General features: G+C 67.7%; 11 protein-coding genes. 7 read left to right on the plus strand and 4 right to left on the minus strand.

Annotated features, from left to right (window positions below; genetic code table 11):
- Positions 1-21 precede the first annotated feature (21 nt).
- Entirely contained in the window at positions 22-2586 is a 2565-nt protein-coding gene (cphA, locus tag V3596_RS17980) for a cyanophycin synthetase (protein WP_334279182.1), read from the plus strand.
- Here the strand turns inward: cphA and V3596_RS17985 are convergent.
- Positions 2583-3320, minus strand: a complete 738-nt coding sequence (locus tag V3596_RS17985; RefSeq protein WP_334279183.1) for a substrate-binding periplasmic protein — start codon at positions 3318-3320, stop codon at positions 2583-2585. The genes cphA and V3596_RS17985 overlap by 4 nt on opposite strands.
- Positions 3321-3386: 66 nt before the next feature.
- On the opposite strand from V3596_RS17985, the gene V3596_RS17990 reads away from it, so the two are divergent.
- From V3596_RS17990 to V3596_RS18005, 4 genes are all read left to right on the plus strand, one after another.
- Positions 3387-4715, plus strand: a complete 1329-nt coding sequence (locus tag V3596_RS17990; protein ID WP_334279184.1) for an MATE family efflux transporter — start codon at positions 3387-3389, stop codon at positions 4713-4715.
- Between the two features lie 65 nt (positions 4716-4780).
- A complete protein-coding gene (locus tag V3596_RS17995) occupies positions 4781-6217 on the plus strand; it encodes a GGDEF domain-containing protein (protein WP_334279185.1) in 1437 nt (478 codons plus the stop codon).
- A 55-nt stretch (positions 6218-6272) separates the two neighbouring features.
- Positions 6273-7409, plus strand: coding sequence for a GGDEF domain-containing protein (locus V3596_RS18000; RefSeq protein ID WP_334279186.1), 1137 nt, complete (start codon positions 6273-6275; stop codon positions 7407-7409).
- A gap of 56 nt (positions 7410-7465) precedes the next feature.
- Complete coding sequence (locus V3596_RS18005; protein WP_334279187.1) at positions 7466-7813, plus strand: HU family DNA-binding protein; 348 nt, start codon at positions 7466-7468, stop codon at positions 7811-7813.
- 174 nt (positions 7814-7987) lie between these two features.
- Here V3596_RS18005 and V3596_RS18010 read toward each other — a convergent pair whose 3' ends face one another.
- From V3596_RS18010 to V3596_RS18020, 3 genes are all read right to left on the minus strand, one after another.
- Entirely contained in the window at positions 7988-10330 is a 2343-nt protein-coding gene (locus tag V3596_RS18010) for a M56 family metallopeptidase (protein WP_334279188.1), read from the minus strand.
- A complete protein-coding gene (locus V3596_RS18015) occupies positions 10323-10721 on the minus strand; it encodes a BlaI/MecI/CopY family transcriptional regulator (protein ID WP_334279189.1) in 399 nt (132 codons plus the stop codon). Before V3596_RS18015 ends, V3596_RS18010 begins: the two co-directional genes overlap by 8 nt.
- Positions 10722-10806: 85 nt before the next feature.
- Positions 10807-12057 carry an anion transporter gene (locus V3596_RS18020; RefSeq protein WP_334279190.1) on the minus strand — a complete coding sequence of 417 codons (1251 nt, stop codon included), beginning with the start codon at positions 12055-12057 and terminating at the stop codon, positions 10807-10809.
- 93 nt (positions 12058-12150) lie between these two features.
- On the opposite strand from V3596_RS18020, the gene V3596_RS18025 reads away from it, so the two are divergent.
- Together V3596_RS18025 and V3596_RS18030 are read left to right on the plus strand one after the other, a co-directional pair.
- Positions 12151-12879, plus strand: coding sequence for a response regulator transcription factor (locus tag V3596_RS18025; protein ID WP_334279191.1), 729 nt, complete (start codon positions 12151-12153; stop codon positions 12877-12879).
- Positions 12876-14954, plus strand: coding sequence for a PAS domain S-box protein (locus V3596_RS18030; protein WP_334279192.1), 2079 nt, complete (start codon positions 12876-12878; stop codon positions 14952-14954). The genes V3596_RS18025 and V3596_RS18030 overlap by 4 nt, the downstream gene beginning before the upstream one ends.
- The last annotated feature ends 1 nt before the right edge of the window (position 14955 follow it).

The raw sequence follows: 14955 nt of genomic DNA on the forward strand, positions 1-14955 counted from the left end.
GCTAAGCCGAGTACCGACAGCATGGAAGTCTCCCGCACCCGCGCCCTGCGTGGCCCCAATATGTGGAGCCGTCACACCGCCATTGAAGCGGTGGTCAGTTGCTCCGGCCCCGATCTCGCCATCGCCGACCAGCCCGGCTTCGAAGCCAGGCTGCGCGCGCTGTTCCCAGGCATCGGCCCTTTGCGGCCCAAGCAGTCGCTGGCCCATGTGCTGGAGCAGGCCACGCTGGCGCTGCAGGCGCAAGCCGGCTGCCCGGTCACGTTCAGCCACACACACGCCACGTCCGAGCCCGGCACTTTCCAGGTCGTTGTCGAGTACAGCGAGGAAGACGTCGGCCGCATGGCATTCAAGGCCGCTTGCGAGTTGATGGAAGCGGCGCGCAACGGCGGCAGCTTCGATGCTGACGCCACGCTGGCCCAGCTGCGCGAGCTGGACGAAGACGTGCGCCTGGGTCCCTCGACCGGGTCCATCGTCGACGCGGCCGTCGCTCGTGGCGTGCCCTTCCGCCGCCTGACGCAAGGCAGTCTGGTGCAGTTCGGCTGGGGCGCCAAGCAGCGGCGCATCTGGGCGGCCGAAGTCGATGCGACCTCGGCAGTGTCCGAATCCATCGCGCAAGACAAGGACCTCTGCAAGCGCCTTCTGCAATCGGCCGGCGTGCCCGTGCCCATCGGCAGCCCGGTCGACTCGGTGGACGAAGCCTGGCAAGTGGCGCTGGACATCGGCCTGCCGGTCGTGGTCAAGCCGCAGGACGGCAACCAGGGCAAGGGCGTGACGGTGAACGTCGTGACCCGCGAGCACATGGAAGTCGCCTACAAGGCCGCAGACGAAATCGGCCATGTGATGGTCGAGAAGTTCCTGCCCGGTTCCGACTACCGCCTGCTGGTGGTGGGTGACAAGCTGGTGGCTGCGGCCCGCCGCGACCCGCCGCACGTGATCGGCGACGGCAGCCTGACGGTCAAGCAGCTGGTCGACAAGGTCAACGCCGACCCCAAGCGGGGTGACGGCCACGCCACCTCCCTCACCAAGATCCGGTTCGACGACATCGCCGTGGCCCGCCTCGAGCTGCAGGGCCTGACGCCGGAATCGGTGCCCGAGAAGGGCCGCCGCGTCATCCTGCGCAACAACGCCAATCTGTCCACCGGCGGCACCGCCACCGACGTGACCGACGACGTGCATCCCGACGTGGCGGCGCGCGCAGTCGCTGCCGCACAAGTGGTGGGCCTGCATGTCTGCGGCGTCGACGTGGTGGCCGAGAGCGTTCACCAGCCGCTGGAAGAAGTGAACGGCGGCATCGTCGAGGTCAATGCCGCACCCGGCCTGCGCATGCACCTGAGCCCCAGCTATGGCAAGGGCCGCAATGTCGGCGAGGCCATCATTTCGCACCTCTACGGCCACGCCACGGCCAAGGGTGAAGACGGCCGCATTCCGGTCGTCGCCGTCACCGGTACGAATGGCAAGACCACCACCAGCCGCCTGATCGCTCACCTGTTCAGCACGCTGGGCCTGCGCGTGGGCATGACCAACACCGATGGCGTCTACGTCGACGGCCGCCAGATCGACAGCGGCGACTGCTCCGGCCCGAAGAGCGCCCGCAATGTGCTGATGCATCCGGACGTGGAAGCCGCGGTGTTCGAAACCGCCCGCGGCGGCGTGCTGCGCGAGGGCCTGGGGTTCGACCGCTGCCAGGTCGCCGTCGTCACCAACCTCGGTGCCGGTGATCACCTGGGCATGAACTTCCTCAACACCGTCGAGGAGTTGGCCCTGGTCAAGCGCGTGATCGTGCAGAACGTGGCGCCGAATGGCTATGCCGTCTTGAACGCGGCCGATCCGGTGGTGGCCAATATGGCCGGCGTCTGCCCGGGCCAGATCATCTTCTTCGCCGCTGATCGCCACCATCCGCTGATGGCTCAGCACCGGTCGCAGGGCAAGCGCTGCGTCTACATCGACGGCGACCAGCTCGTGGCTGCTCAAGGCGCCTGGCGGGAGACGATTCCGCTGCGCGAGATTCCGATCACCCGCAACGGCGCCATCGGCTTCCAGGTCGAGAACGCGATGGCCTCGGTGGCTGCCGCCTGGGGCGTGGGCATCGATTGGGACACCATCCGCCGCGGTGTCGCCAGCTTCGCGAATGACGCCGACAACGCGCCCGGCCGCTTCAATGTCATGGACTTCCGTGGCGCCACCGTGATTGCCGACTACGGCCACAACGGCGATGCGATGACTGCACTGGTGGCAGCCGTCGAAGCCTTGCCGGCCACGCGCCGCTCGGTCGTGATCTCGGGTGCCGGCGACCGCCGCGACGAGGACATCACGATCCAGACGCAGATCCTCGGCAAGGCCTTCGACGAAGTGATCCTGTACCAGGACGCCTGCCAGCGCGGCCGCGAGGACGGCGAGGTGCTGGCCCTGCTGCGCCGCGGCCTGGAAGGCGCCACGCGCACGCGCGAGATCGAGGAGATCCAGGGCGAGTTCGTTGCCATCGACCGCGCGCTCGACAAACTCCAGCCCGGCGAGCTGTGCCTGGTGCTGGTCGACCAGGTCGAGGAAGCACTGGCGCACCTGGCCGAGCGGGTCAAGAACGGCTAGCGGTACTTGGCCAGGATGCGCTGTATGCCACCCTCGGCCTGCAGCTCGGCAATGGCCTTGTCCAGTTCGGCGAGGCTGACCGTGCTGTGGCGCGACAGCGCGCACTGGCTCTGGTAGCTGGAGATCACCAGGGGCGCATGCAGGTCCAGCTTGTAGCCCCCCAGGCGCATCTGGTATTCGAACTGCAATCGGCCGACGATGGCATGCTGCATGCGCCCCAGGCTGAGCTTGCGCAAATTGGCACCGGCATCCGGCGCCTCCTCGCGTACGAAGCCGGTGCCCAACTGCTGCTGCATCTCGGGATAGACGAAACCAAGCACGGTGCCGATGCGCTGACCCGCAAGTTCGGCCAGCTTGCGCGGAGCCGGCACCGTGCGATCACTCAGCAGCCACTGCTCATCGGGCAGGAAGGGGCGACTCCAGGCGGTCACGCCCGGCAACCATTGGGGCAGATAGCCGCAGATCAGATCGGCCTGCTGACCATGCAGCAGCTCATCGATGACGCGCTTGCGCGGGAGCACTCGAAAGTTCGCCTCACGGCCGAGCTTCCCAGCCAAGGCCTGCCCGACATCGAAGTGAATGCCGCCCACCAGGTAGCCCCGTTCGAAGCGCCCCTGTGGCATCTCGGTGCTGTTGTCGACCAGCACATGCAGCGGCGCCCGCGCATGCGCCAGCGCAGCGCACAGCAGCGCCACCGCCTGCACGACAAGCCAACGACATCGGGCCAGTTTCATTGAATTACATCCGCACAATCGGCCTCATGTGCGCATCCTAAGGTAGCGCCTCCACCGCAGACTGACATGTCTCAAATCCAACCACGCCTTGTATCGCTCGCCTGGCCACTATTTCTCGAACTTTGCCTCGGCATCGCGGTGGGCATGCTCGGCACGGCGCTGGCGGCGCGCCTCTCGGACACCGGCGGCGCGGCATTCGCCCTGGCCAACCATGTGGTGGGCATGCTGTTCATCCTGTTCCGCATCATCGGCGCCGGCGTCAGCGTGGTGATCACGCAAAGCCTGGGCGGCGGCCGCCGCGACCAGGCCGATGCCTTGGCCCGCGCCGCGCTCGGAGCCAGCACCTGGATGGGCCTTTTCATCGCGGCGCTGGCCTCGCTGGGCGCCGAGCCGCTCCTGCACCTGCTCAACGCGCCGGCCGAGGTGATACCGCTGGCGCTGCCCCTCTTGCTCGCCCTGGCGCCAGCCCTGCCTCTGGATGCCTGGAACGCCTCGATGGCCAGCGTGATGCGAGCCCATTTGCGCACCCGCGACACGCTGGCCGTGATCGTCTGCATGCATGCGAGCCATCTGCTGCTGGCCTGGCTGCTGATGCCGCGCATCGGCCTGCCCGGCTTTGCGCTGGCCATGGGGCTGAGCCGCTTGCTGGGCATCGTGCTGCATCTGTGGCTGTGGCGTGCCCGGCTGAATCTGTGGCCGCGCTGGGGCAACTGGTGGCGGCTGCCGCGCGCCGAGCTGGCCGCCATCCTCCACATCGGCCTGCCAGGTGCGGCCGAGAACATCGCCTATCGATTGGCCTTCATGGTCAGCGTCGCGGTGGCCGGCAAGCTTGGCGCCACGGCACTGGCCACGCAGGCCTACACGCAGCAGTTGATGTACTTCGTGCTGTTGGCCGGCCTGGCCACCGGCTTTGCGGCCGAGATCGTGGTGGGGCACATGATCGGCGCCGGCAAGCTGCACCAGGCCGACAAGCTGGTGCGCAAGGCCATGGGTCGCGGGCTGCTGCTCAGCTTCGCCGTTGCGCTGTCTGCGGCGCTGGCCGCGCCCTGGCTGTTGCGCATGTTCACCAACGACCCGGAGATCATCGCCACCGGCTGCACCTTGATGTGGATCACGGTGATCCTGGAGCCGGGCCGCACCTTCAACCTCGTGGTGATCAATGCCTTGCGCGCCGCCGGTGATGCCCGCTATCCGGTGATGGCCGGTGCGAGCTCGATGATCCTTGTGCTGGCAGGCGGCACCTGGCTGCTGGGCCTGCACTGGGGTCTGGTCGGCGTGTGGATTGCGTATGCCCTGGATGAATGGGTGCGCGGCCTACTGATGTGGCGACGCTGGGCGCGGCTCGACTGGGTGCCGCACGCCCGGGCAACGCACAGGCGGCTGCGACGCCAGTAGAAACACCCTGGCTGCCGGCCAGCCAAACCGTATGCTGGGCTGGTCATGACCGTCGCATGAGATCGATGTCGAGCCCGATAGAAGAAATCCGCCTGCGCCTCCTGCGCTCGGCACTGCTCGTCATGCTGATAGGCAGCCTGGCCTTTGCTGTCAGCCTGCTGTCCCTGGGCCACATGCCGAGCAGCCGGCTGCTGGGGCCCGGGCTCATCGGCCTGCTCAGTGCCTACTGCCTGATTCATCTGCGTCGGCGCCAGCCGGAGCGAACGCTGGCCGTGCTGGCCTGTGGTGGCTGGGCCATCGCCACCGTGATGGGCTATCGCACCGAGGGCGTGCGCACACCCATCCTGCTCGCCTATCCGATGATCGTGATCTTCGCCGGCTGGCTGCTCGGTGCCCGCTGGGCCAAGGGCTTTGCCGCCGCCTCGGCGCTGGCCCTGATGGGGATGGCCGGCGGCGAGATGCTGGGCTGGTTGAAGCCGATGGCGCCCATCCATCCGGTCTCCCTGATGGTGGCGCAATGCCTGATCCTGGCCGTGGCCACGACGCTGACCCTGAACCTGCTGCGCGTGTTCCAGGAGCGCATGGACGAGGCGCTGCGCCTGGGCCGCCTGGCCGAGCAGAACCTGGCCATGGCACGTACCCGTGAGCTGGAACTGCAGCGCCTGGTGGAGGCCATGCCCTCCCTGATCTGCCAGTTCGATGCCGACTTGCGCTGCGTGCTGGCAAACCCGCATTTCACGCGCTTCTTCGGCGTGGCGACCGAGGAGCTGCCCGGCCGCCCCTTGGAGAGCGTGTTTGGCAGCGCCGCATTTGAAGACCAGCGCAGCTGTTTTCAGCGCGCATTGGCCGGTGAAAGCCTGCGCAGCCAGGCCCGCTTCGGTGTTGGCGAAGGGCCGAGCGAGCATGTGTTCGAGGTCGCACTGGTGCCGCGGCGCCTGGAAGGCCGCTCGGACGGCGGCTATGCCCTGCTGCACGACGTGACCGAGCGCGAGCGCAGCGCCGAGCGGTTGCGCCAGATGGTCAGCCAGGACGCGCTGACCGGCATCGGCAACCGCACCCACCTGATGGACCGCCTGGGCCTGGCGCTCAAGCGCAGCGCGCGCCGGCCCCAATGCTTTGCGCTGATGATGCTGGACCTGGATGGCTTCAAGCAGATCAACGACGCCCATGGTCATGAGCGCGGCGACCAGCTCTTGCAGAGAGTCGCCCGCACGCTGGCCGACACGCTGCGCGCCGACGACACCGTGGCCCGCCTGGGCGGCGACGAGTTCGTGCTGCTGGTCGAAACGCTGCGTGGCACCGAGGACGCGACGTTGATCGCAGCCAAGGTGGTGGAGCGCATCGCTGCGCTGTCCACCCCCGATGCACCGATCAGTGCGAGCCTCGGCCTGGCCCTGCATCCGCAACACGGTGATCTGGCAGAAGACCTGATACGCCGCGCCGATGCCGCGCTCTACCGCGCCAAGGCGACTGGACGCAATCAGTGGCGCCTGGCCGAGTAACTGGCCAAAGCGCTTGCTGCTGCCCTAGACTGCAGGCCAGCTCTCCGCCTTCACCATGTTCCACGAACAGACGCTGCTGCTGGTTGAAGTCTGCTTCACGCTGCTGACCACGGCGCTGCTCGTCGCTGCGGCCCTCGGCGTGGGCAAGCAGGCCGAGCTGCGGCTGTGGGCTCTGGGCAATGTCGTGGCCTGCCTGGGCCTGGCGCTCGGGGTACAGAGCGGCGTGCCCACCTTCATCCATGCGGTGCTCAGCTACGGCTTCATGGGCCTGGGGCAGGCCCTGGTGCTGCGCGGTTTGCGGCTGTACGCGGGGCAAGACCTGTCCCTCAAGAGCCTGGTCGCGATTGCCGCCGCATCGCTGTTGCTGCCTGCCTACTTCACCTGGGTCGAACCCAGCCTGACCGGCCGCCTGGTGGCCAGCGGCCTGGGCTTTGCCGCGCTGGACCTGGCCTGCCTGGTCACGCTGCTGCGCGTGCGAGACCGCACCCGGGCCATGATGTGGGTGGCGGCGACCGGCTTCGGTGTTCTCAGTGCGGCCTTGATCCTGCGGGCGCTCTGGCTGCTCCTGCATGGCGATGCACCGGCCGACCAGGAGCTTGTGGCGAACGGCACGCTCTTCATCATTCCGCTGGCCCAGGTCTGCATCGCCTTCGGCCTGGTGCTGATGATCACGCGCCGCTATGCCGAGGAATTGCGCCGGCTCTCGCTGACCGATCGCCTCACCGGCGCCTACAACCGCGCCGCGCTAAGCACGCTCGGCCTGCGTCTTCTGCAGCGTGCGCGCCGCTCGGGTCGCGGCGTGGCCGTGGCCATGGTCGATGTCGATCACTTCAAGCACATCAACGAGAACTTCGGCCATGCTGCGGGTGACGAAGTGTTGCGCCAACTATCGGCGCTGTTGCTCGCGCAATTGCGGCCGGGCGATCTGGTGGTTCGCTATGGCGGCGAAGAGTTTCTTTTGCTGCTCGATGGCCTCAATGGAACAACCGCCGAACGCGTCTGCGAACGTGTTCGCAAGCTGGTGGTCGAGACACGTATCAATCTGCCTAACGCCGAATTGAACTACACGGTCAGCATCGGCCTGAGCAGCTCGGAGGCCAGCGGCCACGAGCTGGAAAAGCTGATCAATGCGGCCGATTCGGCGCTGCAAAAAGCCAAGGCAGAGGGCCGAAATCGCGTGCTGCTCGGCTAGAGCGACAATCACGCCGCCCGAGATGGTCGGGCGTCATCCCAATGAGACTGTAGACAATGAACAAATCGGAACTGATTGAACACCTGGCCAGCAAGCACGAGATCAGCAAGGCTGAAGCCGGCCGCGTCCTGGAAACCCTGCTGGACGCCATCGTCACCACCGTCAAGAAGGGTGGCGCCGTCACGATCCCCGGCTTCGGCTCGTTCAAGCAGCACGCCCGTGCCGCCCGTACCGGCGTGAACCCGTCGACCGGCGACAAGATCAAGATCGCTGCTGCCAAGCTGCCCAAGTTCACCGCTGGCGCCACCTTCAAGGCCGCCGTGGACCCCAAGGCTGCCGCTCGCAAGGCCGCCAAGGCTCCGGCCGCTGCCGCCAAGAAGCCGGCCGCCAAGGCCAAGAAGTAAGCAGGCCTCCAGCCTGACGTGCAAAGAGGGCCCAGGGGCCCTCTTTGTTCTTTCCGGGCCGAGCGCCGGGCCGCTCCCAAGCCGGCCCGCCATGGGCGATGTGCTTGCCGCTCGAAACGGCAAGCATCCCCGCCCCCTCGGGGGGCCGTCCAAGGTACTCCTCGGACGGGGGGCTCACCCCTTGTCGAAGCGGTCCAGCGCCTTTTCGACCTGGCCGCGCTCATGGTCGCTGAGTCGGCGCGCTGCCTTGCGGTAGCGGCTCAGCACCTCAGAGTCAGCCGGCATCTGCTCGGCCAGCGCCTTCAGGACGGTAGCGAGTTCGAAGTCGGCGCCGATGCGCGGCGTACCCTCCAGGATGGCCAGCGTTGCCGACTTGTCGAGCGGGCCGCGCTCGATCAGTTTCAGCAGTGCTTCGCGCTGATCGAAATCACTGCCGATGCGCGTGGCCGATTGCACATAGCTCTCAACCTGCGTCGCCATGTCCAGGTGCGGTGCGATGCTTTGAAGCGCCGTGCGACGGTCGAAGTCCGAGCCCAGCAGGCTGCTGGCCTGCAGCGCAGCATCCAGCGTGCTCTTGCCCAGGGGCTTGCGCTCCATGAGGTGCTCGATGGCGGTGCGGCGGTCGAAGTCCGAACCCATGGCCTTCATCACCTTGACCCAGCCCTGCAGCACCTCGGCCTCGTCGGCCTGCTGCGAAGCCAGCGCTTCCAGCACATTGCGGCGGTCGAAGTCGCTGCCGATGCGTGCGGTCGTGCGCAGCAGGCTCACCTGCTGTGCGGCGGGCAAGGTCTGGTGTTCGACCATGGCGACCAAAGCGGTGCGGCGGTCGAAGTCGGAGCCCATGCCGTCCACCGCAGCGAGCACACGCTCGATGGCGGGTGGCGGCAGGTCGCCGACATCGCGCAGGTTCAGCAGTGCTTCAACACGGGCGCGACGGTGGAAGTCGCTGCGCGGCTTCTCGATGTCGGCCAGCACGGCATCGACGCCGCCCTTGGCATGGAGCTTCTTCACCCGCTCGTCGGCGCTGACCATGACGTCGGCCATGTGGCGGACCATGGTCTTCAGCCATTCGCTGCCCACGGCATCGAGCTGCTGGGCCTTGCCATCGACGCTGTAGCTCTTCTTCAGCGCGCCGCCGGGCTGGCTCTCGATCAGCACCTCGCGATGGACGCCGCCACGCTTCTCGCTGATCCGTACCGTGCCCGCGAGGCCGATGATCTCGTCTTCGGCCTCGTTGAAATGCAGATCGCCACCGCGTACGTTGACGCGGGTGGAGCCATTCTGATCGTTGGTAACGATGCGGGTACCCTTGTGGAAGCTGACGCCGTCCTGCAGCTCGAGCACCCAGTCGGCATCGATCTTGCCCAGCACCACGGCCGGAACCGCCACCGCGCCAAACAGCGCAGCGAGCACGCCGCCTAGCGCCAGCCAGCGCCATTTGAATTTCTTGGCCACCAGGCCTTCCTTGCCTTCTTCCATGGGGGTCTCCTCCATCAGTGAACGGATGCGCTGCAGGAGCGCCGAATCGGGCCTGGCCATTGCCGCTGCCAGACGCGGCGCGCTGCCGCGGCGCTGGACGATCTGCTCGGCGCAGGCATAGAGACTTTCGGCCAGCGCCTGGGGCTGGCCCGAGGCCTGGGCAGCCCAACGGTCGCAGGCCAGCTCGGCCAGCGCATCGAGCCGGCGCAAGGCCAGGTGATTGAGCGGCTGCAGCCAGCCCAGGGCCGCCGCCCATTGGCCTGCCAGGCGCCAGGCCGGGTCGCGACGCAAGAGGTGGGCGATCTCGTGCGCCAGCACCGCCTCGCACTGGCCGGCATCGAGCTTGACTGCCAGCCAGCGCGGCAGGCAGATCGCGCCACCCGGCGCCACCAGCGGGCTGTGCCAGCCTTCGCTCATGCGCAGCGTAGGCGTGGGCAGGCCAGCCAGACCGGCCAGGCGTTGCGCAGCCTGCTGCCAGCTAGGCTCGCCGGCCGGGCTCAGCCGCCGCACGCGCCAGCGCAGCGCCGCAAGTCGCAGGCCCAGCAGAATCAAACTGCCCAAGGCCACGATGGCCCATGCCACGGTCAGGGCGCCGGCGGCATTGCTGAACGAAGCGCCGAGGGCCACGTCTTGCCGGCTGACGGGCTCAGGCACAGGTGTGTGTGCGGCGCTCTCCACGGCGGTGGGCACGGCCCCTGGCGCAAGCTTCGCATCGACCACAGGGCTTGCTGTCGGTGGCATCTCGTCGGCTGCATCGACCGCAGGCTCCACCGCTGCCAGCACCAGGCCAACGCTGCGCTGCTCCTCCGAGCGACGGACCTCGGCCGGCAACTGCTCGAAGGCGGCCATCAGCGGCGGCGCCAATGCCTGGGCGGTGGCGCTGAGCAGGCCGCCGAACAGGGCAATCCGCCACATCAGTTCGCGCACGGTCAGCGAACGCTGCAAGGCGGGATGGCGTTCCAGCAGCATCGCGCCACCAAGCAGCGCCGTGCTGTGCAGGAGATAGTTGAGCAGCCAGCCGGCCAGTGCTTCAAGCATGACGACCTCCGCGGCGAGCCAGCAGGGCCCGCATCTTGGCCAGATCGTCCTCGCCGATCTCGCCTTCGCTGAGCAGATGGCTCATCAGCCGGCTGGGCTCACCCTGGAAAAGATTGCTCAGGAGGCCGGACACCATGGAGCGCTGCACCTCGGGTTCGTCCACCGCCGCGCGGTAGCGCAGCTGGCGGCCGTCGCGGCTGGCGCTGATCATGCCCCGCTTCTCCAACCGGGTCAGCAGCGTGGCCACCGTCGTGTGCGCCAGCGCGCGGCCCGCTTCATGCAGGGCTTCCACCACTTCGGCCGTACTCGCTTCGCCGCGCTCCCACAGCACGCGCATCAGCGCCAGCTGCAGCTCGCTGAGGGCCAGGTCATTGCTCTTTTCTTCGTCCATGGGTCTCTTCTACAGATGTAGTACTACAAATGTAGAAGAGATTCGGCACGCTGCACAAGTGACTTACGGCAGGGTCCCCAAAAAATCAGGCGCGAGCCAGCCAGGCCAGCCACAGCGCGGTCAGGGCCAGGCTGGCCAGCGTCACCGGCAACCCGGTGCGCGCATGGCGGCGCCAGTCGATCAGGACGCCGGCGCGGCGCGCCGCATCGACCACGATGATGTTGGCAATCGAGCCGACGATCAGCAGGTTGCCGGCCAGCGTGCTGACCAGGGCCAGTGTCGGCCCGGCCGTGGGCGCCGCTGTTGCTGCAGTTGCCCCAGGCAGCAAGAGCATCACCGCCGGCACGTTGGAGACGAGATTGGACAGCGCGAGCGTCGCACCGAACAGGGGCCATGTCTGGCCGAGGTCCAGGCCCTGGGCCAGCAGCCAGTTGATCGCGGCCTTGGTCATGCCCGTGTGTTCCAGCGCTGCGTTGACGACGAACAATCCCATGAACAGGACCAGCAGCTCCCAGTCGATCAGGCCCATCACCTTGCTGGAATGGAAGCGCTGGCTCAGCAGCAGATAGCCGGCGCCGACCAGGGCGGCCACGTCGCGCGGCCAGGAGGTCAACAGAAAGATCGCAACCAGCACGCCCGCCACGATCAGGCCCTTGGCGGTCTGCCAGGCATCGAAAGGTGGTTCGTCAGGCACCGGCGCCTCCTGCACCGCCGCCGGCGCGCCATGGCGCATCTGCCAGGCCAGCAGGGCCCACAAGGCCAGCAGGCCGGCCAGTACCGGCGGCAACGCCTGCAGGCTGTACGCGCCAAAGGGCAGCTTCAGCACCTCGCCGATCAGCATGTTCTGCGGATTGCCAATCAGGGTCAGCGCCGAGCCGACATTGCTGGCGCAGGCCAGGCCCAGCAGGAAGGGAATCGGGTCGAGCCGGCGGCGCAGGCAGGCCTCCAGCAGGAGCGGCGCCATGGCCAGGCAGACGATGTCGTTGGAAAACACCGCCGATAGCAAGGCGGAAGCAGCGATCACCACGCCCATCAGGCCCACGGGGGCCAGGGGCAGCGCAGCGATGCGGCGTGTCACGGCGCCATAGAAGCCGCCAAGCCGCATCTGCGCCGAGATCACCATGAAGGAGAACAGCAGCAGGATGGTCGGCAGGTGGATGGCCTGGGCCGCCGCCTCGGGTGTCATGACGCCGGCGCCGACGATGGCAATGGCGCCCAGCAGCGCCACGCCGGTGCGATCCAGTTGCAGGCGCGGCAGGCCACCGAGGATCATGCCCAGGTAGACGATGCCGAACACGCTCAGCACCACAAGATCGGAAACAGCAAGGTCGTGCATGCGGAATGAGGGGCAGGTCTTGTCCCTGAAAGGCAGTAGTCGCGGGCCACATTGTCAGCGCCAGGTCGGCCAATCCTGCTAGGCTTTGTCTCGATGAATACGGTTCCAGCCCATATCGCCATCGTCGACGACGAATCCGATATCACCCAGCTGCTGGGCAATTACCTGCAGGCGCATGGGTTTCGGGTCACCGCACTGCACGACGGTCATGCCTTGATGTTGCTGATGAAGGCCGACCCGCCCGCCCTGGTGCTCCTGGACCTGGGCCTGCCCGGCGAGGACGGTTTCTCGATTGCCCGCCAGTTGCGCGAGCACTGGTGCTGCGGCCTGGTGATCGTGACCGGCCGCGGCGACGCCATCGACAAGGTGGTCGGTCTGGAGGTCGGTGCCGACGACTATGTGACCAAGCCCTTCGACCTGCGCGAACTGCTGGCCCGCATCAAAGCGGTACTGCGCCGGCTGCAGCCGCTCGCCGCGGCGGCCGCGCTGCAGCCTGGTGGCGAGCAGCTGTGCTTCTCTGGCTGGAACCTTGACGTGGGTGCGCGGCGCCTGCTCTCGCCGACCGGCCAGGAAGTGGCGCTCACCAGCGGCGAGTTCGACCTGCTGGTGGCCTTTGCCCGGCATCCGGGCCGGGTGCTTTCGCGCGATTTTCTGCTGGAGCACACGCGCGGCCGCGAGGCCGGCCCCTTTGACCGCACGATCGACGTGCAGGTCGGCCGCCTGCGCAAGAAGCTGGAAACCGATGTCGACAACCCGCAGCTGATCAAGTCGGTTCGGGGTGCCGGCTACATCCTCGTGCCCGCGGTGAGCCCATCGACATGAGGCCGGACGGCGAAACCCCGGCGCTGCCGACGGGTCTGGATCCGTCCACAGTGTTCCGCTCGCTGTTCCAGGCCTTTCCCGATGCGCTGCTGCTGGTCGACAAGGCGGGCCACATCGTGCTTTGCAATGAGGCGGCCTCGAACCTGCTTGGCTACACGGTGGACGAGCTGCACGGCCTGACCGTCGATGCGCTGGTGCCCGACGCGATCCGCCCCCGCCATGCCGAGTACCGCAAGGCCTATGGTGAAGCGCCGCGCGCGCGCCCCATGGGCACGCAGATGGAGCTGGTGGCCAGGCGCAGCGACGGCTCGGAAGTGATGGTCGAGATCGCACTGAGCCCGCTGCCGCAGCAGGGCCTGGTGGTGGCGGCAATCCGCGATGTCGGCAGCTATCCGCGCGTCAAGAAAGCGCTGCAGCGTGCCCGCTACAGCGAGCATCTGGCGCAACTGGGCCGCCTGGCGATCGATACGCGGGACCCGGAGGTGCTGCTGACGAGGGTCAGCACCATCGCGGCCGAAGCCTTGCAGGTGGAGCTGGCGGCAGTCTTCCTGCTGGAGCCGGACCGCAAGCAGATCCGCCTGGCCAGCGGCTTCGGCCTCCTGCCGGCCGAGCCGCTGGGCACGCTGCTGCCCAACCGACCGGACACGCCCCCAGGCTACCTGGCCGCCACCGGCACGCCGGTGGTGGTGGCCGACTACGCCACTGAGCAGCGCTTCGCCGTGCCCCAGGCCTATCTTGACGCTGGCCTGCGCAGCGCGCTTGCGGTGCCATTGGCCGAGCGCGGTCGCATCATCGGTGCGTTGACCGTGCGCTCGCGGCGCAGCCAGCGCTTTGGCGACGACGAGGTGCACTTCCTCGAGTCGCTGGCCAATCTGCTGACCAGCAGCCTGCAGCGCGCCAAGACCGAGGAGGCGCTCAACCATGCACAGCGCCTGGAGAGCGTTGGCCAGCTGACCGGCGGCATCGCCCACGATTTCAACAATCTGCTGACCGTCATCCAGGGCAATCTTCAAGTGCTGGAAGACTTGCCTGGGCTTGACGCGTCATCGCCAGCAAAGCCGCTGCTGGCCGCGGCCACGCGGGCCAGCCGGCGTGCTGCCGAACTCACGGCCAAGCTGCTGACCTTCGCGCGCCGCCAGGTGCTGCAGCCGGAGCCGGTGGACCTGCATGCACTGCTCAATTCCTTGGCCGGCATGCTCCGCCGCACGCTCGACCAGCGCATTGCCATCACGGTCGAGGTGGGCGAGGACTGCCCCCTGGTGCTCGCCGACCCGGCGCAGCTGGAATCGGCACTGCTCAATATCGCGATCAATGCCCGCGACGCGATGCCCGAGGGTGGTTGGCTGCAGTTCCGCGCCAGCGCCTGCGCCAGCCTGCCGGATCGGCTGCGCACCGAGCTCGAAGACCCCAGTGCCGCCGTAGATCGCTTCGTCCAGATCACCATCACCGACAGCGGTCAGGGCATGCCCGAGGCCGTGCGCGAGCGTGCTTTCGAGCCCTTCTTCACCACCAAGGCCGCCGGCCGCGGTACGGGCCTGGGCCTGGCCACCGTCTATGGCTTCGTCAAACAGTCCAAGGGCGCGATCGCGATCAGCAGCGCGCAGGGCATGGGCACAACCCTGACGCTCTACATCCCTCAACCCTGGACGGCGGCCCGCGAAAGCGAGGACAAGCCGGATGTCGCGCCGCTGCGTGCCGGCATACGCGTGCTGCTGGTGGAAGACGACACCGAGGTGCGCCACATCGTGCGGACTTTTCTGCTGGGGCTGGCCTGCATCGTGGAGTCGGCCGCCAGCGCCGAGCAGGCCTTGCAAGTACTGGATCCGCCGACGGGCGAGCCACCGCACTTTGACCTGTTGCTCAGCGACATTGCCCTCGGGCCGGGCATGCGGGGCACCGAGCTGGCGGCACGCGCCCAGGCCAGCCGCCCGGGCATGGCCGTGCTGCTGATGTCAGGCTATTCATCCGAGCTGCTGGACGCCGACCGCGATTCGCCACCTGGCTGGGAGCTCTTGCGCAAGCCCTATGGCCGCGAAGAGCTGGCCGCGGCCATGGCCAGGCTGCTCAGCAGCTGAC

This window comes from Roseateles microcysteis, assembly GCF_036880965.1.
GTDB lineage: Bacteria > Pseudomonadota > Gammaproteobacteria > Burkholderiales > Burkholderiaceae_C > JAUASW01.

Coding starts and splice junctions, on each gene's coding strand:
- V3596_RS18030 (WP_334279192.1), top strand. CDS start 12,876: ATGAGGCCGGACGGCGAAACCCCGGCGCTGCCGACGGGTCTGGATCCG.
- V3596_RS18000 (WP_334279186.1), top strand. CDS start 6,273: ATGTTCCACGAACAGACGCTGCTGCTGGTTGAAGTCTGCTTCACGCTG.
- V3596_RS17990 (WP_334279184.1), top strand. CDS start 3,387: ATGTCTCAAATCCAACCACGCCTTGTATCGCTCGCCTGGCCACTATTT.
- cphA (WP_334279182.1), top strand. CDS start 22: ATGGAAGTCTCCCGCACCCGCGCCCTGCGTGGCCCCAATATGTGGAGC.
- V3596_RS18020 (WP_334279190.1), bottom strand. CDS start 12,057: ATGCACGACCTTGCTGTTTCCGATCTTGTGGTGCTGAGCGTGTTCGGC.
- V3596_RS18015 (WP_334279189.1), bottom strand. CDS start 10,721: ATGGACGAAGAAAAGAGCAATGACCTGGCCCTCAGCGAGCTGCAGCTG.
- V3596_RS17995 (WP_334279185.1), top strand. CDS start 4,781: ATGTCGAGCCCGATAGAAGAAATCCGCCTGCGCCTCCTGCGCTCGGCA.
- V3596_RS18005 (WP_334279187.1), top strand. CDS start 7,466: ATGAACAAATCGGAACTGATTGAACACCTGGCCAGCAAGCACGAGATC.
- V3596_RS18010 (WP_334279188.1), bottom strand. CDS start 10,330: ATGCTTGAAGCACTGGCCGGCTGGCTGCTCAACTATCTCCTGCACAGC.
- V3596_RS18025 (WP_334279191.1), top strand. CDS start 12,151: ATGAATACGGTTCCAGCCCATATCGCCATCGTCGACGACGAATCCGAT.
- V3596_RS17985 (WP_334279183.1), bottom strand. CDS start 3,320: ATGAAACTGGCCCGATGTCGTTGGCTTGTCGTGCAGGCGGTGGCGCTG.